The organism is Mesorhizobium sp. B2-3-7 (assembly GCF_006442695.1).
GTDB lineage: Bacteria > Pseudomonadota > Alphaproteobacteria > Rhizobiales > Rhizobiaceae > Mesorhizobium.
In genome coordinates, this window is record NZ_VFVV01000006.1 from 115,286 (window position 1) to 137,509 (window position 22,224).

Consider the following 22,224-nt stretch of genomic DNA (forward strand, 5'->3'; position numbering starts at 1 on the left):
CAACGGGTTTCCCGGTCCAGACAACGTCCGTCATGCTGTCAGGAGCCCGCCGGCCGGCCGGAACGTCGGGAGTAAGGGCGCGTTAAGGTCGCGATCCCTGAACCGATGAAGAGGTTTGGCCATGTCCATTCGTGACTTGGCGCACACGCGCAACGAAGCAGGCGGCGAGGCTCTCGCAATTCCGGTGGTTGCCACAATGATCGCCGTTCTGTTTGCCGGCAGCACGGTGCTGACGCCGCTGTACATCATCTACAAGCAGCAATTCGGCTTTTCACAGATCACGCTGACGCTGGTCTACGCGGTCTATGTCGTCGGCAATCTCGGCGCCCTGCTGATGTTGGGCGGCGCGTCGGATGTCGTTGGGCGCCGGCCTGCCGCTCTCGCGGCCATGATCGTCGCCGTCGCCAGCGCGCTTGTCTTTCTGTTCGCCAACAATGTCGTTCTGCTCGATGTGGCGCGCGTCCTGAGCGGGCTTGGCATCGGTGTCGGCGCGGGGACCGGAACGGCATGGATCGCCGAGCTTCTCCCCGGCGCTGACAAGGCGCGCGCCAGCGTCATTGCCACCAGCACCAATTTCCTGGGCCTCGGTTTCGGCGCACTCGTTTCGGGACTGTTGGCGCAGTATGAACCGTGGCCCTTGCGCCTGGTCTTCATCGTTTATCTGGCGGCGCTTGTGATCGTCTCCATCCTGGTCTGGCGTACACGCGAAACGGTGGCGGAGCCTGGCGGCCTCGGGCAGATTTCCATGCGGCCACACTTTGCCGTGCCGGATGAAATCCGCGCGCGCTTCGTCGCGCCGGCGGTGACCGGTTTCGGCGCCATGGCGCTGGTCGGCTTCTATGCCGCGGTGGCGCCAAGCATCCTGGCGCAGCAACTGCATGAGACGAACCATGCTGTCGCCGGTGCGCTGTTCTTCGAATTGGCGATCGTCACCGCGCTCAGCATCGTAGCGCTGAAGCAAATGCAGAGCGGCAAGGCCATGCTGACCGCGCTGGCGTTGATGATTCCCAGCATCCTCATGGTGGTGGCGGCGCAGATGCTGGCGTCGATGGCGCTGATGATCGCCGCCACCGCCTGCTGCGGCGTGACGGCCGCACTCGGCTATCGTGGCAGCCTGCAGGTGGTGAACGAGATCGCACCGGAGGATCGCCGCGCCGAAGTGGTATCCAGCTTCTTCATCTGCTGCTTTATCGGCAATGCCTTGCCCGTCATCGGTATTGGCATCATCTCGACCTATGCCAGCCCCATCGCGGCCAGCCTGGCGTTCGCCGGCATGATCATCGTGTTTGCGCTGGTCGCGCTGGGCTTTGGGTTGAAAAACAGGCCTTGAGAGCGGCCAGCTTCAGCCGTTCGGCGTCTCTGGGGAAAAATGCGCGCGCTGGCGCGGCACGCCGAGCCCGGTGTCGGGCGGCTCGCCGGCGGCCGGCCGGTTCTCGATCATGTGCAGGGTGCGCCAGCCGCCGAGACGGTAGTAGGCCGCGGCCAGCAGCAGGGAGGTGATCGAGCCGGCCGGGAAACTCCACCACAGCGCTTCCTCGCCGATCACATCCCGCATGAAATAGGCAAAGCCGGTGCGCACGACCAGCACCGAGATCACCAGGATGACCAGCGGCGGCATCACGGCGCCCGTGGCGCGCACGGTGGCGAACAGCACGATGGTGACGCCGAACAGGATGAACGACCAGGACGCGACGTTGTTGATGTGAGCGGCGATGTCTATCGCCGCGCTGTCGCGGCTCAGGAACAGACTGAGGATCGAGCGGTCGAAGACCCATAGAAGTGCCACGAGAGCACCGGTCAGCACCAGGTTGAAGCCGACGCCTGACGCTGCGATGCGGCTGATGCGGTCCCAGCGGCCGGCGCCGACATTCTGCGCCGCCATCGAGGACACGGCCGCGCCGATGGCGAGCGCGGGCATCTGGATGTAGGTCCATAACTGCGCGGCGATGCCGTAGGCGGCGGCCACCTGCGAACCGTAGGAATTGACGATGCCCATCACCGTCAGGGCCGCGGCCGAAATCACGATCATCTGCAAACCCATCGGAACGCCCTTGAAGACGACGACGCGCAGCAAGGCGGGGTCCGGCCGCAGCAGCGCCAGATTGGCGCCGGCCAGACGCAGCGGATGCTTGCGGACATAGAGCACGATCAGGATGGCAATGACGCTCACTGTCTGGCCGACAAGCGTCGAGGTCGCCGAGCCGGCGATGCCGAGCTCGGGGAACGGCCCGATGCCGCGGATGAGCAGTGGGTTCAAGATGATGTCGAGCACGACGGCGAGCGCCATGAAAAAGAACGGCGTGCGCGAATCGCCGGCGCCGCGCAGCACCGTCATGACAAAGGACAGAAGGTTCATCATCGGCACGGCGACGAAGATGATGCGCAAATAGGAGCGCGCCAGCGGCAAGGCGTCGGGCGGTGTGCCGAGCGCGCCCAGAATGGTGTCGACCCAGATCCAGCCGCAGACGGCGAACAGCACCGAGACGAAGAAAAAGAAGGTGGCGCTGGTGCCGACGATGCGGCGTGCCTCGGGGAGATCGCGGGCGCCGACCGATTGCGCCACCAGTATGGTGGCCGCCATGCCGATGCCGAATACCGTGCCGAGGATGAGGAACAGCACCAGATTGGCATTCGAGGTGGCGGTAAGCGCGGATTCGCCGAGGAAGCGGCCGACCCAGACAGCGTTGACCGAGCCGTTGAGCGATTGCAGCACGTTGGAGCCGAGCACCGGCAGGGCGAACAGCAGGAGCGTGCGCGGAATGGGGCCGCTGGTCAGGTCACCGGTGCGCCGGCGCGCGGGCATCTTTTCATCCATGGCGGGCATCCGGCAAAGCTGGTTCTTTTGAGTCCGGCACGCAGGATACCGCAGGCCCGACCGGGATGCACCCTTGCGAAAGGAGCGACGGCGGGCAAGGCACGCCGTCGTGCATCCGATCAAGCTTGTCGGGCAGGAGGCGCCAGGCGGCGCCTGCTGCAAGATGCTTACTTCCTGGCGAGGCCGGGAAGCGTGACCTGATAGACAAGGAACATGGTGTCGACATCGGCGCCGTCCTCGGCCTTGTAGGGCGCGCCGACCTGGAAACCGTCCTGGGCGAGGAAATCGTTGTCGTTGGCGACGAACAGGAAATAGTCGTCGGGCAGCTTCGGATCGAGCACGCTCGCCAGCGACATCGCTTCCCACTTTTCCGAGAGGTTGTCCTTGTCGTTGGGCGCGCCATTGTGCAGCCCGAAGCGGGCAAGCTCGGCCTTGTCGTTGATGTCGATGAACGGCATCAGCCTTGCCGGCGTGACCGACGGATCGAGCACGCCCTTGCGCGCCACCGGCTTGTCGGCGGCATCGAAGGGACCGCCGGCGATGTCGGTCGCGCCGGAAAGGTCGACAATGTCGATCTTGCGATACAGCGACTCTTCGCCCTTCAGGCCCTGGCCATTGCCGCTGTCGCGCGCCAGCATCAGGAAAGCCGTGTCCGACAGCGCCACGATCTCGCTTTGCGCAGCCACCTTGGTCTTGCCCTTGGCGTCCTTGAACACCGGCAGCGGCACGACATATTCATGTGCCAGCTTGAGATGGGCAAGATCGGAGGCGTCATAGACCAGCGCCCTGGTGTTCTGGCGCGTCGAGGCCGAATCGCCGCCGTCCTGCCGGGTCGCCGACTGCAAAACCGCGATCACGAACTTGCCGTCCGGCGTCATTGCCATGCCTTCGAGGCCCTGATTGTTCTGGCGGCCGGTCTCAGGATCCTTTGGGTCGGGTTCGGCAGCACCTGGGCCCGGATTGTCGGAAGCAAAATTGGCCGTGCCGTGGCGCATCGGCACGAGCGCGGCCGGAGGCTGGGTCGCCGACATCAGACGGCCGTCGGCGGAGAAGCGGTAGATGTCGGGACCGTATTCGTCGGAGACGAGCATGGTGCCGTCGGGCAGCCGCACGATCGCCTCGTTGTCGAGCGCGAGCTTGCCATTGTCGGCCTGCGGCAGGACAGGCATGTCGCCGGCGGCGGGACGCACGCCGTTCAGCGGGTCGAGACCGGTGACGTCGGCACCCTTGTCGTCGGTCAGGAGCATGGTGTCGGCGAGCGTCGCCTTGACGCCGGTCTGCTCCTGGCCGGCCGCGGGCGCGGCACCTGGTGCCACCGGGGCGAACTCGATGTTGATCGTGTTGAGGCGCGGCCGGTAGTCGGTGGTACCGACGACGTTATAACCGCGGTCGGGCAGCAGCCACAGCGAGCCTCTGTAGGTGCCGGCATCATGCGTCCAGCCCGCGGTGTCGATCGACATGCCGGAGCCGGAGCCGAAGGTCTCGCCGAACCTGTCGCGCTGGCCGGCCGGGATGCGGCCAACCCCCACCAGCCCCTTGTTGACGAAACTGGCGCCGCCGACGCTGGCCGAGCTGTCGGCGAAGGCAGGCAGCGAAACGGCCGAGGCCACCAGCGCGGCGGCCAGCAGCCGCAACGAGAACGAGCGTAAATGCGTCATGGATATCCCCTTGATGACAAAGCGCCGGGACGGCGGAATTCCGAGGTTGCCTGGGGGCGGCGAGGCTGCCGCCCTGGAGGGCGGCTATGCCCTCGCCAAGCGGTCTAAGGCGCGAACATGATGCTTGCATGACAGTTGGTGACGCATTCGCGTCGGCCCGCCGCGACGCTGCTGGGGAAGTGCGGCCGCGCCAAAAAATCGATCGTTCCGAGACAGGTTCGACACCGTCCAGGAGCTGTTCGCAGTACTAGACACTCATGTACAGTACGTATATGGTTCCGGTTTCGAACAGTCCGTGGAGGAGGGAAGCCTTGAAGTCTCACTACCGCGCAGTCGTCATCGGGGGAGGAGTGGTGGGCGCTTCGGTGCTCTATCACCTGGCGCGGTTCGGCTGGTCGGATGTGGCGCTGATCGAGCGCGCCGAACTGACGGCGGGCTCCACCTGGCATGCGGCGGCAGGGTTCCACGCGCTCAACGCCGATCCCAATGTCGCCGCGCTGCAGGATTACACCATCAACCTTTACCGCGAGATCGAGGCCGAATCCGGCCAGGACGTCGGGCTGCACATGACCGGCGGCGTCAACATAGCCAGCGATCCGGCGCGCTGGGAGTGGCTGAAATCGGCCTGGGCGGTATTCCAGTCGGTCGGCATCGAGACCGCCCGGCTGGTGACGCCTGACGAGATCAAGGCGATCTGCCCGATCGTCGACGTCACCGGCGTGCTTGGCGGCCTCTACGATTCCAACGAGGGCCATCTCGACCCTTACGGCACGACGCATGCGTATGTCGGTGCCGCCAAGAAGCGCGGCGCCGACGTGATCCTGCGCAACCGCGTGGTCGAGCTGAAGGCGCGGGCCGATGGCCATTGGGACGTGGTCACAGAGCAACGCACCATCACCACCGAGCATGTCGTGAATGCCGGCGGGTTGTGGGCCAAGCAACTCGGCCGCATGGCCGGGGTTGAACTGCCGGTGACGCCGATGGAGCACCATTATTTCGTCACCGAGGACATTCCGGAAGTCGCTGCCCTCGACAAGGAGATCGGCCTGGCCGTCGATCTCGACGGCTTTTCCTATCTGCGGCAGGAGCGCAAGGGCGTGCTGCTCGGCGTCTACGAGCAGAACCCGAAGCACTGGAACATGGACGGCGCGCCGTGGGATTACGGCATCGAGCTCATCCCCGAAGACATCGACCGCATCGGCCCGGAACTTGCCAAGGCGCATGAGCGCTTCCCTTGCCTGGCGACGGCAGGCATCCGCAAATGGGTCAACGGCGCCTTCACCTTCACCCCGGACGGCAATCCGATCGTCGGGCCGGTCCGCGGCCTGAAGAATTACTGGGTCGCCTGCGGCGTCATGGCCGGCTTCAGCCAGGGCGGCGGCGTCGGCAAGTCGCTGGCCGAGTGGATGATTTACGGCGAGCCGCAGGCCGACATTTTCGGCATGGACATCGCCCGCTACGGCGCCTTCGCCGCAAACCGGGAATATCTCAGGCAGACGACGCGACAGTTTTATTCTCGTCGTTTCGTCATGACCTTTCCCAACGAACGGCTGCCTGCGGGCCGGCCGCTGAAACGCCCCGGCGCCTATGACGGCATGAGTGCGGCGGGCTGCGAATGGACGGCTTCCTGGGGGCTGGAAATCCCCGCCTATTTCGCGCCGATGGGATTCCGCGAGGAGACGACGCTCAGGCGCTCCAACGCCTTCGACATCGTCGGTGACGAGGCGCTGCAAGTCCGGCGCGCCGCCGGCCTCATCGATATCTCGGCCTATGCGCGCTACGCGATCACGGGACCGGGCGCGGAGGCCTGGCTCGACAGGCTGCTGGCCTGCAGGCTGCCGAAGGCGGGACAGGCGAGGCTGGCGCCGATGCTCGGGCCGGACGGGCGGCTGAAGGGCGATCTCACCGTCTTCAACTGGGGCAATGGCGACTACTGGCTGATGGGCTCCTACTATCTGCGCGAATTCCACATGCGCTGGTTCGAAGCGCATATGGCTGAAGGCGTTTGCGTCACCGATATTTCAGATGCGATGTCGGGCTTTCTGGTCACCGGCCCCAATGCCAGAAAGATCGTCGAGCGCACGACGCACCAGGACATCTCCGCCAAAGCCTTGCCATTCATGGCATGCGGCGAATTCGACATCGGCATGGTGCGGGCAAGGATGGCTCGCCTCTCCATCGCCGGCGAACTCGGCTTCGAGATCAACTGCCCGGCCACCATGCATGCCACATTGCGCGAAACGCTGCTTGCCGCCGGCGAGGATCTCGGCCTCGCCGAGATTGGCTATTACGCACTCAACGCGCTTCGGCTGGAAAAGAGCTTCGGCATCTGGTCGCGTGAATTCACGCAAGGCTACACGCCCGGCCAGACAGGGCTCGACCGCTTCATTGCTTTCGACAAGGGCGATTTCATTGGCCGCGAGGCGGCGCTGAAGGAACGCAAGGCCGGTGTTGCACGACGGATCGTGACGCTGGAAGTCGATGCCATCGACGCGGACGCCAGCGGCTTCGAGCCGGTCTGGCACGGCGCTCGGCGCGTCGGCTTCGTCACCTCCGGCGGCTTTGGCTACACGATCGGCAAGAGCGTCGCGCTGGCGTTGGTGGATGACGATTTTGCCGAGGAAGGAACGGCGCTTTGCGTGCACATTGTCGGCACCGAGCGGCCGGCGCGTGTCATTCCGGCTTCGCCCTACGATCCCTTGGGCAAGGCGATGCGGCAATGAGGAGGTTTCCGGATGATCGATGACGCGGCACGCGAAGGCAGGCGCGAGCGCCGGCGAGGACGCATCGGCGAGGCCGGCAGCGAGAGCAGCCGCCGGCCCAATTACCGCTCTCTGAAGAACCCATTCCTGCCGCAGCCAATCTTTTCGGACGACCACGTCGCCTCGATCCACGACACGGCGCTGCGCGTGCTGGAGGAGCTGGGCATCAAGGTTCTGCTGCCGCAGGCGCGCGACCTGCTCGCTCGCGCCGGCGCCCTGATCGACCCCGAAACCGACATGGTGCGGATCGGCCGCGACATGGTGGCGGCCGCACTGGCCTCGGCGCCAAAATCGATCCAGACCCATGCCGGTGACCGCTCCCGCGATCTGACGCTGGAACTCGGGTCGATGACCTTCCTGGCAGGGTGCGGCGCGCCGAACGTCACTGACCTCGAACGCGGCCGCCGACCAGGCACACTGGCGGCCTTCGAGGAGTTCATCAAGCTGGTGCAGCATTTCGACGTGCTGCACATGCTGGGACCTTGCGTCGAGCCGCAGGACATCGACAACCGTTTTCGCCACTACGCCGTCAACCGGGCGCAACTGACCCTGTCGGACAAGCTTCCCTTCATCTTCGCGCGCGGCACCCCGCAGGTCGACGATAGTTTCGACATGATCAGGTTGGCGCGCGGGCTGTCCGAGGACGAGTTCCGCTCGGGCGCCCATTGCTACACCGTCATCAACACCAATTCGCCGCGCCAGCTCGACATCCCGATGGCGCAAGGCATCATCGACTTCGCCAGGGCGGGCCAGGTCCTGATCATCACGCCCTTCTGCCTGGCGGGTGCGATGGCCCCGATCACGGTGGCCGGCGCGCTGACGCTGCAGCATGCCGAGGCGCTGGCCGGGTTGACGCTGGCGCAGATCGTGCGGCCGGGCGCGCCTGTCGTCTACGGCTCCTTCTCCTCCAATGTCGACATGAAATCGGGCGCGCCGGCCTTCGGCACGCCGGAACATATCAAGGCGACGCTGGGGGCCGGCCAACTGGCGCGCTTCACCGGCCTGCCGTGGCGTTCGGGCGGCGGCAGCGCGGCCAACATCTCCGATGCGCAGGCGGCGCATGAGACGCAGTTTGCGCTGTGGGGCTCGGTGCTGGCGGGCGCCACCGTGTGCATCCATGCCGCCGGCTGGCTGGAGGGGGGGCTGAGCGTTTCCTTCGAAAAGCTGGTCACCGACATCGAGGCGTTGCAGACGGTGGCTGAACTGTGCGCCGCCACGCCCGGCGACGACGATGCCATCGGCTTCGAGGCGATCGCCGAAGTGCAGCCCGGCGGCCATTTCTTCTCGGCAGGTCACACCATGGCGCGCTACCGCACCGCCTTCTACGAGCCGCTGGTGGCCGACTGGTCGAATTTCGGCAACTGGACGCAGGCCGGTTCCAAGACCGCAACCGAACGCGCCACCGGTATCTGGAAGCGCATCCTCGCCGATTTCGAGCCGCCGGCGACGGCTATTGCCACATCAGCTGTGCTCGATGATTTCATCGCGCGCCGCACCGAACAGGGCGGGGCGGCGCCGGTATCGTGAGATAGCTTATTCCTCTCATCGTCCTGAATTGTGGGTGCGATCCGGAACCCGCTGCACCTCTCATGCATTCATGGGACGGCCGGTGCCTGCTCGCATTGCGAGCCATTGAGGGAGGACGACCACATGGGTTTCGATCAGTACCACGAACCGCCCGAAGAATTGTCGCAGGAGGTGCGAACCTTCGCCCGCATGATCACCTCGCTGATCGAGGAAGCGGAAGCGATCTCCTGGTATGAACAGCGCATGTCGGTGGAGAAGGACCCGCAGGCCCGCGCCATCATGAAGAACGCGCAAGGCGAGGAGTTCAAGCATTTCGGCATGGACCTCGAATTCCTGCTGCGTCAGAAGCAGGACTGGCGCGCGGAACTGAAGGAAATCCTGTTTACGACCGGCGATATCGTCAAGGCTGGCGAGGCGGGCGAGAAGAAAGTGGACTGAGCGGTTCGGCCCGGGTGACTACCGAAAGTTCCGTTCACTTCGGACGTCCACGCCATTGGAATTCATTCCAATCAATTTTGGCTGTGAAATCGCAAATATAATTAGGGTCAAAATCTACTTCGATTTTCACAAGAAAACCTCAGGATTTTTGACCAGCTCCTTACGCGAGTGAGTGTCCATTTTTTCTCACACAGCCGCGACAAACCCATCCAGCACGCGTTTCTGGCCGGCCTTGTCGAAGTCGATGGTCAGCTTGTTGCCTTCGATGGCCGCGATGTTGCCGTTGCCGAATTTCTGGTGGAAGACGCGGTCGCCGACGTTGAAGGGGGACGGCGTGTCGGCGACGGATTTGGCGACCAACTCGCCATCGATGGTGCGGCCCTTGATGCTCGTGCGGCCGGCGCCGTAGCCGCTGTCGGTCTCGCCATAGCCGATGCGCTCGATCTGGTGGCCGGAGCGCGAGCCCCAGTTGCGATCGGTCGCCTCGGTGCGGTTCTGCTGCGCCCGCTGCCAGCCCGGCGTGGCGTAGCTGTTGGCGAAGGCGCCGGATTTTTCGGCGCCGACATTGTCGAAGCGCGAGGCGCCATAGGGGTTCTGGCGGCCGCCCCGGCCGGAAGCGAACGAGCCGCCGCCATAGGAATTGCCGTAGCCGCCATAGGAGTTGCCGCTTTCGGCGACTTCGACATGGGTTTCAGGCAGTTCATCGAGGAAGCGGGAGGGAATCGTCGATTGCCACAGGCCGTGGATGCGGCGGTTGGAGACGAACCAGATGTGCAGGTTCTTCTTGGCACGGGTGACGCCGACATAGGCCAGCCGGCGCTCTTCCTCCAGGCCGGAACGGCCGCCTTCGTCCAGCGCGCGCTGGTGCGGGAACAGGCCTTCCTCCCAGCCCGGGAGAAAAACGGTCTCGAACTCGAGGCCTTTGGCCGAATGCAGCGTCATGATGTTGACGGCGTCGAGTTCGGCGTTCTGCTCGGCATCCATGACCAGAGCGACATGTTCGAGGAAGGAGCGCAGCGATTCATACTCCTCCATGGAGCGGATCAGCTCCTTGAGGTTTTCCAGCCGGCCGGGCGCCTCGACCGAACGGTCGTTCTTCCACATGTCGGTGTAGCCGCTCTCTTCCAGGATGGTCTCGGCGAGCTCAGTATGCGGCGTGGTTTCCAGCGCCTTCTGCCAGCGTTCGAAATTGGCGGCGACCTCGCGCAATGCGGCGCGCGGCTTGGGCTTCAATTCATCGCTCTCGGCGAGCTTGGCAGCGGCTTCCAGCATCGGTACACGCAGCGCGCGGGCCGTGTCGTGGATCTGACGGATGGTGGTTTCGCCGAGGCCGCGCTTGGGCACATTGACGATGCGCTCGAAGGCGAGATCATCGGCGCCTTGCGCGACGACGCGGAAGAAGGCAAGTGCGTCGCGGATCTCCATGCGCTCATAGAAGCGCGGGCCGCCAATGACGCGGTAGTTGAGACCGAGCGTGACGAAGCGGTCCTCGAACTCGCGCATCTGGAAGGACGCGCGCACCAGGATCGCCATGTCGTTGAGATTGTGCTTCTGGCGCTGATAAGCCTCGATCGTCTCGCCGACGGCGCGTGCTTCCTCCTCGGAATCCCAGGCGGCGTGGACGTTGACCTTGCCATCCTCGGGGTCGTCGCGATCGGTGAACAGCGTCTTGCCGAAGCGACCTTCATTGTGGGCGATGAGGTGCGAAGCGGCGCCGAGGATATGCGCGGTGGAACGATAATTGCGCTCCAGCCGGATGATGGTGGCGCCGGGAAAATCCTTGTCGAAGCGCAGGATGTTGTCGACCTCCGCGCCGCGCCAGCCATAGATCGACTGGTCGTCGTCGCCGACGCAGCAGATGTTTACTTTGTTTTCGCTCACGGGCTGTTCCGCGCCTGCCGGCGCGGGCCCGACCCCTCTTTTCTGCGCGCCTTCGGCGTCGCGGGAGGGGCCTCGCAAAGGCTCGGACGCCCGGTCGGGCTTGCGGCCTTCGGCCGAATGCAAATCCGTAGACGTCGCGCTACGTCCGCTATTTGGCCGCTGCGCCAGGAGCCGCAGCCACATGTATTGCGCGGTGTTGGTGTCCTGGTACTCGTCGACCAGGATGTATCTGAACCGCTTGTGATACTCCTTCAGCACGTCCGGATTGGCGCGGAAGATGCGGATAGGGTGGCAGAGCAGATCGCCGAAATCGCAGGCGTTCAGCGTCTGCAGGCGCTCCTGATAGGCCTTGTAGAGCTCGCGGCCCTTGCCGTTGGCGAAACTACGCGCATCGCCCTCGGCAATGTCGTCCGGGCCTTGCCCCTTGTTCTTCCAGCCGTCGATCATCTGCGCGAACTGCTTGGCCGGCCAGCGCTTGTCGTCGAGGCCCTCGGCCTGGATCAATTGCTTGATCAGCCGCACGACGTCGTCGGTGTCGAGAATGGTGAAGTCGGATTTCAGCCCGGCAAGCTCGGCGTGCCTGCGCAAGAGCTTGACGCCGATCGAGTGGAAGGTGCCGAGCCAGGGCATGCCCTCGACATTGCCTTCGCCGATCAGGATGCCTATGCGCTGCTTCATCTCGCGCGCGGCCTTGTTGGTGAAGGTCACGGCCAGGATCTGCGAGGGAAAGGCTTTTCCGGTCGCCAGGATGTGGGCGATGCGGGTGGTCAAGACGCGCGTCTTGCCGGTGCCGGCGCCGGCCAGCACCAGAACGGGACCTTCGGTGGTTTCCACCGCCAGCCGCTGCTCGGGGTTCAACCCCTTGAGATAGTCGGGCGCGTTGTTGTGGCCGCCGCGGGCAGCCATGGCGCGCGCGGCGATGCCCGACGGGGCGGTGGGCCGCGCATCGGGTTCATCGAAAAAGGGCATGTCTTCGGAAAAGCCGGACATCGCCCCCGAATGTAGTGATTCGGTGGAGAAAGACCAGAACTGTCTACGTTTTGTTCCACTCCTGATTGTTTCCGGCCTGCTTGACAGGCAGGGCGGGTGAGGGAAAGCTGCGCAAAGGGCAGGGAGGGGATCCTGTTGCCCACGGCCGCCTCGAGGCGCGCAACAGTCGAAGGAGTATCATCTTGGCTGTCACCATCACCTCCCTCATTCTCCTCCTCATCGGCCTCGCGCTTGGCGCCGGCGGCATCTGGTTGGCTTCACTGGGAGGCAGCTGGTACTACATCATATCAGGCATCGCCTTCCTCATCGCCGCATGGCTGCTCTACCGGCGCAGATCCACCGCGCTCTGGCTCTACGCCGCGATCGTGCTGGGCACGCTTGCCTGGGCGGTCTGGGAAATCGGCTTCGACTGGTGGGAACTCGGGCCCCGCGGCGGCATCATCGTGCTCGTCGCGCTGTGGCTGCTGACGCCGTGGGCGAGGCGGGGCCTTATTGGTCCCGATGGCCGCGCGCCGCTCATTCTCGCCGTGTTGGCGTCGCTGGCGGTCGCCGGCTATTCAATGACGACCGATCCCAAGGATATTGCCGGCAATCTCGACATCGACAAGGTGACCCCGGCGGCCGATCTCGGCGGCGACATACCTGCCGGCGAATGGCACTTCTACGGCCGCACGCCCTATGGCCAGCGCTATTCGCCGCTCGACCAGATCACGCCGGAGAACGTCGCCAACCTGCAGCCGGCCTGGACTTATCGCACCGGCGACGTGAAAGGTCCCGACGACGTCGGTGAGACCACCTATCAGGTGACGCCGCTGAAGATCGCCGATACGCTCTACATCTGCACGCCGCACAATTTCGCCATCGCCATCGACGCCGCCACGGGCAAGGAGAAGTGGCGCTACGATCCCCAGGTCAAGCTCGACAAGGACCGCCAGCACCAGACCTGCCGCGGCGTCTCCTATTACGCCGATGCCAAGATCGGTGCCGGGCAGCCTTGCGCCGCGCGTGTCTACCTGCCGACTTCGGATGCGCGGCTGATCGCACTCGACGCCGCCAACGGTCAGGTCTGTCAGGCGTTTGCCGAAGGCGGTACGCTGAACCTTCTGACCGGCATGCCTTATCCCAAGTCCGGCTATTACTATTCGACATCGGCGCCGCTGATATCAGGCGACAAGATCGTCGTCGGCGGCGCGGTCAACGACAATTATTCCACGCAGGAGCCCTCCGGCGTCATCCGCGCCTTCGATGCCTCCACGGGCGCGCTGATCTGGAACTGGGATTCCGGCAATCCCGAGCAGACCACGCCGCTAGCGGCAGGCCAGACCTACACCGCCAATTCGCCCAACATGTGGTCGACGCCGAGTGCCGACGAAAAGCTCGGCCTGCTCTACATACCGCTCGGCAACCAGACGCCGGACCAGCTCGGCGCCGGCCGCAGCGCCAATGTCGAGAAATTCTCCTCCTCGATCACCGCGCTCGACCTCAATACGGGGCAATTGAAATGGGTGCGCCAGACCGTGCATCATGACCTTTGGGACATGGATGTGCCGGCGCAGCCGAGCCTTGTCGACATCACCAAGACCGACGGAACGGTCGTGCCGGCGCTGGTCGGGCCGACCAAGCAGGGCGACCTCTACGTGCTCGACCGGCGCACCGGCGAGCCGGTCATCCCGGTCAAGGAAGTGCCGGCGCCCGGCGGCGCCATCGAAGGCGACTACACATCGCCCACGCAGCCGGTGTCGGACCTTTCCTTCAATCCGCCGCCGCTGACCGATGCCGACATGTGGGGCATCACCATGTTCGACCAGCTGGCGTGCCGGATTGCGTTGCACAGGCTGCGCTATGAGGGCCGCTACACGCCGCCATCGCTGCAGGGCACGCTGGTCTATCCCGGCAATTTCGGCGTCTTCAACTGGGGCGGCGTGGCGGTCGATCCGGTCCGGCAGGTGCTGTTCGGCATGCCGACCTATCTCGCCTTCACCTCCAGGCTTGTGCCCCGCGCGGACGTGCCGCCGCCAGGCGACGCCAAGGGCAGCGAGCAGGGGCTGAACCGAAATGACGGCGCTCCTTATGCGGTGGTGATGGGACCGTTCCTGTCGCCGCTCGGCATTCCGTGCCAGGCGCCGCCATGGGGCTATGTCGCCGGAGCCGACCTCAGGACCGGACAGATCGTCTACAAGCACAGGAACGGCACGGTCTATGACATGACGCCGCTGCCTTTGCCGCTGAAGGTCGGCGTGCCCGGCATTGGCGGGCCGATGATCACCGCCGGCGGGGTGGCTTTCCTCGGCGCCGCGGTCGACGACTACCTGCGCGCCTACGACCTGACCTCAGGCAGGCAGCTCTGGCAGGCGCGCCTGCCAGCCGGCGGGCAATCGACGCCGATGACCTATACGGTGGCTGACGGGCGCCAGTTCGTGGTCATCGTCGCCGGCGGCCATGGCTCGGTCGGCACCAAGCCCGGCGATTATGTAATGGCATACGCACTGCCGAAGTAAGGAACGGGTTCGGTCCCGCAGGATCGCGCCCTAGCTGATTCCGAGATGGCTCTTCAGGCTTGGCACCGAGCCGAGCACTTCATTGGTGAGGTCCGGCCCGGCGGCGGCTTCGGCCTGTTGGATCAGCGTGGCGCCAGCCTGCCTGATCTGCGCCATGTCGAGGCCGGAGGCCTTGAGCGCGGCGACGCCGTTGATCAGTGCGCCGGCCTTTTCGCCGAGAACACCGCCCAGCGCGCCTTGCAACGAGGACAGCAGGCCGCCACCGCCGGCCGCGCCGGCGGCCATGACGTCGTATTGGCGGGCGAGATCGTCGGCGCCGGGAATCTTGGCGAAGAAACCCGAGACGTTGGTGCCTTCCGCCTCGTGCTCCAGCACCGAGAAGATGGTGCCGACGACTTTCTCGGTCGTTGCCTGGTCGAGGCCCGCCTTTTGCGAGACGGTGTTGACAATATCCTGGACGTTCATGGTCTCACCTCAAATTTGGGAATTTCGGGTCCGTGCAGTGGTCCCGGCCGATGCGAAGCTCGATCATCGACCGCCTGCCTGCGTCCACAAGCCGGAAGCGTAATGCCTGAGCGGCAGCCAGGGCAAGGACGAACGCGCTGGTGAGGATAGGCATGATCATCGGCGGGTGTCCTTCTGGTCGGGACGGGATGGGACGGGCATCGGTAGCACGCAGCTTCCCTTACCATTGTGGCAGTGCCGGCAGGATTTATCGGCGATGACCAAAAAGTGATGGAGCGGGCGCCGGCGTTGCCGGCTTCACTGGCTGCGGCCGATGCTTGCCGCTGCGCTCATCCAGGCTGGACCGGGCCAGCCGCGTCCCTATCTAGCTCCGGTGTTGAACCCTGAAGCCGAGGAATGCGCCATGACCAAAGCAGCCGCCAGACCAGCAAAGCTTGGGATCACCCAGGCGATGATCGACGCCTATGACGAATACACGCATCTGACACTCGATCGCCGCCGCTTCATGGAGCAACTGACCCGGCTTGCGGGATCCGGGGCGGCGGCCGCGGCGATCGCGCCGATGCTGGCTGCCAACTCCGCCCAGGCGGCCATCGTCGCCGAGAACGATCCCCGCGTGAAAGGCCAGGACATCGCCTATCCCGGCGCCGGCGGCGAGATGAAGGGCTATCTTGTCAAGCCGGCGGACCAGGCGGGCAAGCTCGGCACCGTCATCGTCATCCACGAAAACAGGGGGCTCAACCCGCATATACGCGACGTCGCCCGGCGCGTGGCGCTGGAGGGCTTCGTGGCGCTCGCTCCGGATTTCCTGTCGCCGCTCGGCGGCACGCCCGCCGACGAGGACAAGGCGCGCGACATGTTCACCAAGCTGGATCCGGCGCAGACCGTCGCGAATGGCGTCGCGACGGTGGCTTTCCTCAAAGCCGACAAGGACGGCAACGGCAAGGTCAGTGTCGTCGGTTTCCGCTGGGGCGGCGGCACGGCCAACATGCTCGCCGTCAACGCGCCTGATCTGACGGCAAGTGTCGCCTATTACGGCATGCAGCCGAAGGCCGCGGACGTTTCCAAGATAAAGGCGGCGCTGCTGCTGCACTATGCCGGATTGGACGAACGGACCAATGCCGGCATCGACGCCTTCAAGAAGGAACTCGATGCCGCGCATGTCGAATACACGGTCTATGTCTATGAAGGCGCTAATCACGCCTTCAACAATGACACTTCGGCAGCGCGCTATGACAAGAAGGCGGCTGATCTCGCCTGGGGCCGGACCGTCGCCTTCCTGAAGGAGAAACTGGCTTAGCGCAGGATCTACTGCCAGCTCGCCGGCCTGTGCAAGGCGACGCCGGCCACCACCAGCGCAATACCGATGCACTCGCTGATGCCGGGGATCTGGCGCAGCACCAAGATGCCGATCAGCGTCGCGGTGACTGGCAGCAGAGACAGCATCAGCGCGAAGCTCGACCGCGGTAGCCGCGCCATGGCGAGCTGGTCGCAGATATAGGGGATGACCGAGGAGCAGATGCCGACGCCGATGGCCGCCAGCAGCAGCGGCGCGGAGAAAAAGGCGGGCAACGCGTCGGTGAGGCCGATCGGCAGCACGACCAGAAAGGCCACGGCCATGGCGGCGCCGAGCCCGGCGATGCCGCCGCCGGCGCCTGAAGCGGCGACGCGGTGGCCAAGCACGATATAGCCCACAAACAGCGCGCCGTTGAGGAAGGCCCAGAACAGGCCGAGGGGATCGCTGGACCATTTGACGTCGATCAGCAGCAAGGTGCCGGCCACGGCGACGGCAAGGGCAGCGAGATTGCGCGCGCTTCGGAGACCGACCAGCGCGACGCCGATGGTGCCGACGAATTCGATCGCGGCCACCAGCGAAATCGGCAGGCGGTCGAGCGCCAGATAGAAGGAGCAGTTCATTACTGCGAGACAGGCGCCGAAGGCGAGCAGCAGCAGCCGTGTCGACCGATCGGCCTGGGCGAAGGTCCGCCACGGACGCGTCAGCGGCGCGAAGATCAAGGCGGCGGTGGCGATGCGCAGCCAGGCCATGCCAAGCACGCCGATCTGCGCAAACAAAAGCACGGCGAAGGCAGGGCCGAGATAGTGGAACACGGCGCTGACACAGAACCAGACATGCGGCGGCAGCGACGTCGGCAGGCTGGTAAAGGCCGCACCTGTGGGCGTGGTTTGGACTTGCGTCCGATCGTTCATCGGATCAGTATCGCAGGTATTTTTTCCGTCTGATATGGGTCGTGGTCGTTCAGGGACCTCAGTCGCTTTGCAGATGCAAGGAGTTTTTGATGAAGCGCCTTCGAAACGAAAATCTCGACCTCGACGCGGTCGATCTGAAGATACTGCGCCTGCTGGAAAAAGATGCGCGCGCCAGCACGGCCGAGCTGGCGCGCGCCGTCGGCCTGTCGGCGCCGAGCGTGTCCGAGCGCATCAAGCAGCTTCAGGAGAGCGGCGTCATCGAAGCCTATTGCGTGCGGATCAATCCGGCGGCGCTTGGCCTGAACCTGTCGGCATGGCTGCGCATCAGGCCGGTGCCGGGGCAGCTCGCCGTCGTGGCCGAGATCATCCGCGACCTGCCCGAGATCGCGCAATGCGACCGGGTAACCGGCGAGGACTGTTTCATCGCGCTGGCGCATGTCGGCTCAATGGCCGAACTCGAACGGGTGATCGACCGCATCATTCCCTACGCGATGACCAACACGGCCATCATCCAGTCATCGCCGGTGGTGGCGCGCTCGCCGCTGGCGGCGATCAGGCGACAGGGTTGAGGTCAAACCCCTGGAATGTCGTCAACGGAAGTGGCCGCTCTACCCGCAGCGTCAGGCGTGGCCGCGCTTCATGCGGGCCTGCTTAAGGATGACGCGCCAGCGGATCATGTCGAAGGGGATCGGCTCATTGTTGTTGGCGATGTGGAAGATCTCGTTGTTGACGTTCTTCAGCGAGCGCCAGAAATCATAGTCGGTAATGCGCGGATCGGCGGCGAGCCTGTCCACCTCGACTTTGATATCGGTTTTCATGCACGTCCCCCGAATCGGCTATGCCCCGCCGCCCGTGTCGCTACTTCGATGCGGATCGTTTTCGAACGGCCCGCTGAGTCGCGCAACGGTCCAATCGGCTTGTTCCCGTTAAAACCTCGGTAAGGTTAACGCGGGCCCCGGGCGGGTTCAAGCCGTCTTGCGTTTGATGCCGATCGAGCGGCCTGCGCGTTCGGGCATCGGCAAGGCTGCGTGAGCGGCGCGCATCGCTTCGATCTTGGCCAGCACGTCGGCGGGAAAGGGGGCTACCTTGGGGCCGGACATGTCGACATGCAGTGCAAGCTGCTCGGACGTCGCGGCGAGCCAGCCGTCGGCATGGCGGATTTCCTGGTAGAACCGCAGCCGCTTCTCGTCATGGTCGATGAGCTGGAAGGAAACTGTGACCTTGTGGTCGAGATGCAGTTCCTGCACGTAGCAGACATGGACTTCGGCGGTGTAGATGGTGAGGCGGCGGTTCTTGACATAGTCCAGCCCCATGCCCATCGCCTCAAAGGCTTCATCCGAACAGCGGTCGAACAGGACGTTGTAGTAGGCCATGTTGAGATGGCCGTTATAATCGATCCAGTCCTTCTCGATAGCCATTGGCTGAGAAACAAAAGGGGCGGGGATCGGCATGGCAACTTCCTTGTTCTGGTGCTGGACAGAGCGTGGTTGTAAGAGCGGTTCATCGTTTCACGGAAACGTCGGACCGCCTCTTTGATACAATTCCCCAGGGAAAGCGCTAGGCGCTTTTCCGGGGAAAACCGCTTCACACTTTTCCTGGAATTGCGTTAGGCATCATCCATAAATGCATGACAAGCATGGACACTGGTCCATTCGCGGAGGAATTCATGGCCCTGAGCGACCTCAATCCGGTCGAGCGCAACGAAGAAGGCATCGCCGCCGTGCTCGGCATCCTCAAGCAGCGGTTTGGCGAGCGCTTTCAGACCGGCCGGGCGGTTCGCTCCCAGCATGCGCATACGACAACCTACATCCCGACGCAGGCGCCGGACGGCGTCGTCTTCCCGGAAACGACCGCCGAGGTACAGGAGATCGTGCGCGCCTGCGCCGCGCACCGCGTGCCGGTGATCGCCTTCGGCGTCGGCTCCTCGCTCGAAGGCCACACCAACGCGCCGGGCGGCGGCATCTCGGTCGACACTTCCCGGATGAACCGGATCCTCTCGGTCAATCCGCAGGATCTCGACTGCACGGTCGAGCCTGGGGTGACTCGCGAGGATCTCAACCGGCATCTGCGCGACACCGGCCTGTTTTTTCCAATCGATCCCGGCGCCAATGCCTCGCTGGGCGGCATGGCCGCGACACGGGCCTCAGGCACCAACGCGGTGCGCTACGGTACGATGCGCGAGAACGTGCTATCGCTGACGGCCGTCATGGCCGATGGCGAGGCGGTGACCACTGGCAAGCGGGCAAAAAAGAGCTCGGCCGGCTACGACCTGACACGGCTGCTGGTCGGCTCGGAAGGCACGCTCGGCATCATCACCTCGCTGACCTTGAGGCTGCAAGGGATTCCGCAGGCGATTTCCGGTGGTGTCTGCCCGTTTCCGAGCGTCGAAGCGGCTTGCAACGCCGTCATCGCGACGATCCAGATGGGCATTCCGGTGGCGCGCATCGAACTGGTCAACGCGCTGCAGATGCGGGCGATGAAGACATATTCCAAGCTCGACTATCCCGAAAGCCCGTGCCTGTTCGTCGAATTCCATGGCAGTGATGCCGGCGTTGCCGAGCAGGCCGAGACCTTCGGCATGATCGCCGAGGAGAATGGCGGCGGACCGTTCCTGTGGACCAGTGTCGCCGAGGAGCGCACCAAACTTTGGAAGGCCAGACATGACGCCTATTGGTCGTCGCTGACGCTGCGGCCAGGCGCCAAGGGCCTGTCGACCGACGTCTGCGTTCCGATCTCGCGTTTTGCCGAATGCGTCACCGAAACCGAGGCCGATATCGCCGAAATGGGGCTTGTCGCGCCGATCGTCGGCCATGCCGGCGACGGCAATTTCCACGTCCTGGTGCTGATGGACGTGAACGACCCGAAGGAAATCGCGCTGTCGGAAAAGTTCGTGGCGCGGCTCAACATGCGGGCCATCGCCATGGAGGGCACCTGCACCGGCGAGCACGGCATCGGCCAAGGCAAGATCGGCTTCCTGCGCCATGAGCTCGGCCACGGCGTCGACATCATGCGCACGATCAAGCAGGCGCTCGATCCGCTCGATATCATGAACCCGGGCAAGATCCTGCCGGCTGCCGAGTAGACGCCGTCATCGGCTCGTCTTGACCCCACCTCCAATCGGGCCGAGACTCCGTGTGCTGAAGGCCCAGAAGACGGGCAACCCAAGCGGAGGAGTGGTGTCATGGCGATTTCACGCAAGGAAGAAGCGCGCGCGCTGAGTGCCGACGAACACGAACTGGTGGAGAAATCGCACCATCCGGCGGTCCAGGACCTTTCTGACGCCGATCTGTCCGGCCTCGTCAAACGCCTTCGGGAGCGGCGCGACAAGGCGCAGACCGAGGCGCATCGACGCCGGCGCGAAATCCGGGGCAAGGGCACACCGAAAGGGGCTGTCGCTTCAAAGGCCGATGGCGGCTCTCAGTTGAAGCTTGCGATGCTGGCGACGGCCATGCGGCGGTTGAATGGCGAGGCCGAACGGCGCCGCCAGTTGACGGCGCGCGTCTCATTGGTCGACAGCGCGCGCAAGGCGCTGGCCCTGAAGCAGAAAGCACCGACGGATGGTCCAGCGTTCAACGCGCGCACCGCGCACAAGGGCATGCGAGCGGTGGCAAACCAGAGGACGCCGAATCTGGTTCGGCCGGCTGAGCTCGGCCGACAACGCAAAGCGGCCAAGGTGGCGCAGGCAAAGCGCGACGCGCGTTGAATTCGCACTGATGACGCCGATGATCGCGTGCTGATCTCCGCAGCACGCCGAAGCACGACAAACGCTTCTCCGCCGGCACGTGGTCGGTACGCTTTGCTGTGTGCGTCGTTTACCGAGTGGCCAACTTCTCTGGCGCTGCCTCGGCAAGCACCTGCAGCATCGGCCGTGTCGGTGCGAAGAATGTCGTGCCGGTGTGAGGGGTGGAGAAATCAAGCAGCCGGTCGTAGGCGCCGGGCGGGTCGCCGACATACATGCGCTGCAGCATCTTCTCGATCACCCAGAGATATCTCGAATAGCCGATGAAGTAGGTGCCGAATTCCCGTTGCCCCGGCCGGCCGAACGGCATGTTGTCGCGCAATATGTCATGTTCGGTGCCGTCGGCATCCTCGATGGTGGCGAGCGACTTGTGCGATTTGCGCGGCGCTTCGTCATCATCGATTTCGATGTTGTCGATCTTGGTTCGGCCGATGATCGCCTCCTGCACGGGCGTGGGGATTCGCGCCCACGCCTGGAGATCGTGCAGGTATTTTTGAACGACGACATAGCTGCCGCCGGCAAAATCGGGATCTTCGTCGCCAACGAGCGCCGAGGCGGGCAGATCGAGGCCGGTGGGGTTGGCTGTGCCGTCGACGAAACCGAGCAGGTCGCGGGCATCGAAATAACGAAACCCCGAGACTTCGTCGACGACGGTCACGCCGGCACCAAGCCTGTCCAGCAGGATACGCTCGAACTCGAAGCACATGTCTGGCCGCTCGGAGCGGATATGGAAGAGAAGGTCGCCCGGCGTCGTGGGCGCGGCGTGAACCGCACCCTTGATCGGCGTGAACCGCTTCAACTCCGCCGGCCGCCGGCCGGGGTTGAGCCGGTTCCATAGATCGTGGCCGATGCCGGCGATGCAGGACAGGCGGCCGCCGAGGTCGCGAAACCCGACAGTCTTGACCAGGTCGTCAAGGTCGCCGAGTACGGAACAAACCTTTCCGAGAACCGCCTGTTCATCGGCTATGGTGACGACAAGGAAAATCGCTGATTGCGAAAGCGGCGCGTCGACGCTCTGCGCATCGATCGGCACACGGTCCCAGTTCTTCCCCGACATCCCCAATTCTCCGCTTTTCCGGGATTGTTTCAGACGATCCCGGATCGGAAAACGCCGCGACCGGAACAGGGCGAGGACGCCCAAAGCAAGGTATCGCGATCAAGAGCGACCGCGCAACATCGAACGCCGTCCATGGTTGTCGCCGACGACGATCGAATTGCCTCTTTATCGACACGCGGATGCAGG

Annotated in this window: 17 protein-coding genes; 9 read left to right on the forward strand and 8 right to left on the reverse strand. The window is 64.4% G+C overall.

The features are described 5' to 3' along the window. Window positions 1-121 precede the first annotated feature (121 nt). Window positions 122-1,330, forward strand: coding sequence for an MFS transporter (locus tag FJ940_RS13595; RefSeq protein ID WP_140656811.1), 1,209 nt, complete (start codon window positions 122-124; stop codon window positions 1,328-1,330). Between the two features lie 12 nt (window positions 1,331-1,342). Here the strand turns inward: FJ940_RS13595 and FJ940_RS13600 are convergent, their stop codons facing one another. Both FJ940_RS13600 and FJ940_RS13605 read right to left on the reverse strand, forming a co-directional pair. After that, the gene (locus FJ940_RS13600; RefSeq protein WP_140579999.1) at window positions 1,343-2,815 is read right to left on the reverse strand and encodes an MATE family efflux transporter; all 1,473 of its coding nucleotides are present in this window, start codon (window positions 2,813-2,815) and stop codon (window positions 1,343-1,345) included. Between the two features lie 167 nt (window positions 2,816-2,982). Beyond that, window positions 2,983-4,473, reverse strand: coding sequence for an esterase-like activity of phytase family protein (locus tag FJ940_RS13605; protein WP_140656812.1), 1,491 nt, complete (start codon window positions 4,471-4,473; stop codon window positions 2,983-2,985). Window positions 4,474-4,784: 311 nt separating this feature from the next. Between FJ940_RS13605 and FJ940_RS13610 the strand changes: the two genes are divergently transcribed. The 3 genes from FJ940_RS13610 (at window position 4,785) to FJ940_RS13620 (ending at window position 9,200) form a co-directional block, all read left to right on the forward strand. Further along, window positions 4,785-7,196: an FAD-dependent oxidoreductase gene (locus FJ940_RS13610; protein WP_140656814.1), complete on the forward strand. Its 2,412-nt coding sequence runs from the start codon at window positions 4,785-4,787 to the stop codon at window positions 7,194-7,196. Between the two features lie 12 nt (window positions 7,197-7,208). Then, entirely contained in the window at window positions 7,209-8,762 is a 1,554-nt protein-coding gene (locus FJ940_RS13615; protein WP_140567339.1) for a trimethylamine methyltransferase family protein, read from the forward strand. A gap of 123 nt (window positions 8,763-8,885) precedes the next feature. Next, a complete protein-coding gene (locus tag FJ940_RS13620) occupies window positions 8,886-9,200 on the forward strand; it encodes a hypothetical protein (RefSeq protein ID WP_140495272.1) in 315 nt (104 codons plus the stop codon). A 186-nt stretch (window positions 9,201-9,386) separates the two neighbouring features. Here the strand turns inward: FJ940_RS13620 and FJ940_RS13625 are convergent, their stop codons facing one another. Further along, a complete protein-coding gene (locus FJ940_RS13625; RefSeq protein WP_140516559.1) occupies window positions 9,387-12,071 on the reverse strand; it encodes a UvrD-helicase domain-containing protein in 2,685 nt (894 codons plus the stop codon). Between the two features lie 182 nt (window positions 12,072-12,253). Between FJ940_RS13625 and FJ940_RS13630 the strand changes: the two genes are divergently transcribed. Next, window positions 12,254-14,569 (forward strand): glucose/quinate/shikimate family membrane-bound PQQ-dependent dehydrogenase, encoded by a 2,316-nt coding sequence (locus FJ940_RS13630; protein ID WP_140495276.1) that lies wholly within the window; start codon window positions 12,254-12,256, stop codon window positions 14,567-14,569. Between the two features lie 30 nt (window positions 14,570-14,599). On the opposite strand, the gene FJ940_RS13635 is transcribed toward FJ940_RS13630, so the two are convergent. Beyond that, window positions 14,600-15,034, reverse strand: a complete 435-nt coding sequence (locus FJ940_RS13635) for a hypothetical protein (protein WP_140495278.1) — start codon at window positions 15,032-15,034, stop codon at window positions 14,600-14,602. Between the two features lie 403 nt (window positions 15,035-15,437). Here FJ940_RS13635 and FJ940_RS13640 point away from each other — a divergent pair, with 403 nt between their 5' ends. Then, the gene (locus FJ940_RS13640; RefSeq protein WP_140495281.1) at window positions 15,438-16,334 is read left to right on the forward strand and encodes a dienelactone hydrolase family protein; all 897 of its coding nucleotides are present in this window, start codon (window positions 15,438-15,440) and stop codon (window positions 16,332-16,334) included. Between the two features lie 8 nt (window positions 16,335-16,342). On the opposite strand, the gene FJ940_RS13645 is transcribed toward FJ940_RS13640, so the two are convergent. Then, entirely contained in the window at window positions 16,343-17,242 is a 900-nt protein-coding gene (locus tag FJ940_RS13645) for an EamA family transporter (RefSeq protein ID WP_140495282.1), read from the reverse strand. A gap of 89 nt (window positions 17,243-17,331) precedes the next feature. Here FJ940_RS13645 and FJ940_RS13650 point away from each other — a divergent pair, with 89 nt between their 5' ends. Then, the gene (locus FJ940_RS13650) at window positions 17,332-17,811 is read left to right on the forward strand and encodes an Lrp/AsnC family transcriptional regulator (RefSeq protein WP_140495284.1); all 480 of its coding nucleotides are present in this window, start codon (window positions 17,332-17,334) and stop codon (window positions 17,809-17,811) included. Window positions 17,812-17,862: 51 nt separating this feature from the next. Here FJ940_RS13650 and FJ940_RS13655 read toward each other — a convergent pair whose 3' ends face one another. Together FJ940_RS13655 and FJ940_RS13660 are read right to left on the reverse strand one after the other, a co-directional pair. Then, window positions 17,863-18,060, reverse strand: coding sequence for a hypothetical protein (locus FJ940_RS13655; protein WP_140495286.1), 198 nt, complete (start codon window positions 18,058-18,060; stop codon window positions 17,863-17,865). A gap of 147 nt (window positions 18,061-18,207) precedes the next feature. After that, window positions 18,208-18,693 (reverse strand): thioesterase family protein, encoded by a 486-nt coding sequence (locus FJ940_RS13660; protein WP_140495288.1) that lies wholly within the window; start codon window positions 18,691-18,693, stop codon window positions 18,208-18,210. A 215-nt stretch (window positions 18,694-18,908) separates the two neighbouring features. Between FJ940_RS13660 and FJ940_RS13665 the strand changes: the two genes are divergently transcribed. Continuing rightward, a complete protein-coding gene (locus FJ940_RS13665; protein ID WP_140495290.1) occupies window positions 18,909-20,324 on the forward strand; it encodes an FAD-linked oxidase C-terminal domain-containing protein in 1,416 nt (471 codons plus the stop codon). A 99-nt stretch (window positions 20,325-20,423) separates the two neighbouring features. After that, window positions 20,424-20,945 (forward strand): hypothetical protein, encoded by a 522-nt coding sequence (locus FJ940_RS13670; RefSeq protein WP_140495292.1) that lies wholly within the window; start codon window positions 20,424-20,426, stop codon window positions 20,943-20,945. A 109-nt stretch (window positions 20,946-21,054) separates the two neighbouring features. Here FJ940_RS13670 and FJ940_RS13675 read toward each other — a convergent pair whose 3' ends face one another. Further along, complete coding sequence (locus FJ940_RS13675) at window positions 21,055-22,038, reverse strand: Dyp-type peroxidase (RefSeq protein WP_140495294.1); 984 nt, start codon at window positions 22,036-22,038, stop codon at window positions 21,055-21,057. Between the last annotated feature and the right edge of the window lie 186 nt (window positions 22,039-22,224).

What these genes read in the sequence shown, in the direction of transcription:
- FJ940_RS13665 (WP_140495290.1), top strand. Translation starts at nt 18,909, where the DNA reads ATGGCCCTGAGCGACCTCAATCCGGTCGAGCGCAACGAAGAAGGCATC.
- FJ940_RS13615 (WP_140567339.1), top strand. Translation starts at nt 7,209, where the DNA reads ATGATCGATGACGCGGCACGCGAAGGCAGGCGCGAGCGCCGGCGAGGA.
- FJ940_RS13600 (WP_140579999.1), bottom strand. Translation starts at nt 2,815, where the DNA reads ATGGATGAAAAGATGCCCGCGCGCCGGCGCACCGGTGACCTGACCAGC.
- FJ940_RS13650 (WP_140495284.1), top strand. Translation starts at nt 17,332, where the DNA reads ATGAAGCGCCTTCGAAACGAAAATCTCGACCTCGACGCGGTCGATCTG.
- FJ940_RS13620 (WP_140495272.1), top strand. Translation starts at nt 8,886, where the DNA reads ATGGGTTTCGATCAGTACCACGAACCGCCCGAAGAATTGTCGCAGGAG.
- FJ940_RS13605 (WP_140656812.1), bottom strand. Translation starts at nt 4,473, where the DNA reads ATGACGCATTTACGCTCGTTCTCGTTGCGGCTGCTGGCCGCCGCGCTG.
- FJ940_RS13660 (WP_140495288.1), bottom strand. Translation starts at nt 18,693, where the DNA reads ATGCCGATCCCCGCCCCTTTTGTTTCTCAGCCAATGGCTATCGAGAAG.
- FJ940_RS13675 (WP_140495294.1), bottom strand. Translation starts at nt 22,038, where the DNA reads ATGTCGGGGAAGAACTGGGACCGTGTGCCGATCGATGCGCAGAGCGTC.
- FJ940_RS13635 (WP_140495278.1), bottom strand. Translation starts at nt 15,034, where the DNA reads ATGAACGTCCAGGATATTGTCAACACCGTCTCGCAAAAGGCGGGCCTC.
- FJ940_RS13595 (WP_140656811.1), top strand. Translation starts at nt 122, where the DNA reads ATGTCCATTCGTGACTTGGCGCACACGCGCAACGAAGCAGGCGGCGAG.
- FJ940_RS13625 (WP_140516559.1), bottom strand. Translation starts at nt 12,071, where the DNA reads ATGTCCGGCTTTTCCGAAGACATGCCCTTTTTCGATGAACCCGATGCG.
- FJ940_RS13640 (WP_140495281.1), top strand. Translation starts at nt 15,438, where the DNA reads ATGACCAAAGCAGCCGCCAGACCAGCAAAGCTTGGGATCACCCAGGCG.
- FJ940_RS13645 (WP_140495282.1), bottom strand. Translation starts at nt 17,242, where the DNA reads ATGAACGATCGGACGCAAGTCCAAACCACGCCCACAGGTGCGGCCTTT.
- FJ940_RS13670 (WP_140495292.1), top strand. Translation starts at nt 20,424, where the DNA reads ATGGCGATTTCACGCAAGGAAGAAGCGCGCGCGCTGAGTGCCGACGAA.
- FJ940_RS13655 (WP_140495286.1), bottom strand. Translation starts at nt 18,060, where the DNA reads ATGAAAACCGATATCAAAGTCGAGGTGGACAGGCTCGCCGCCGATCCG.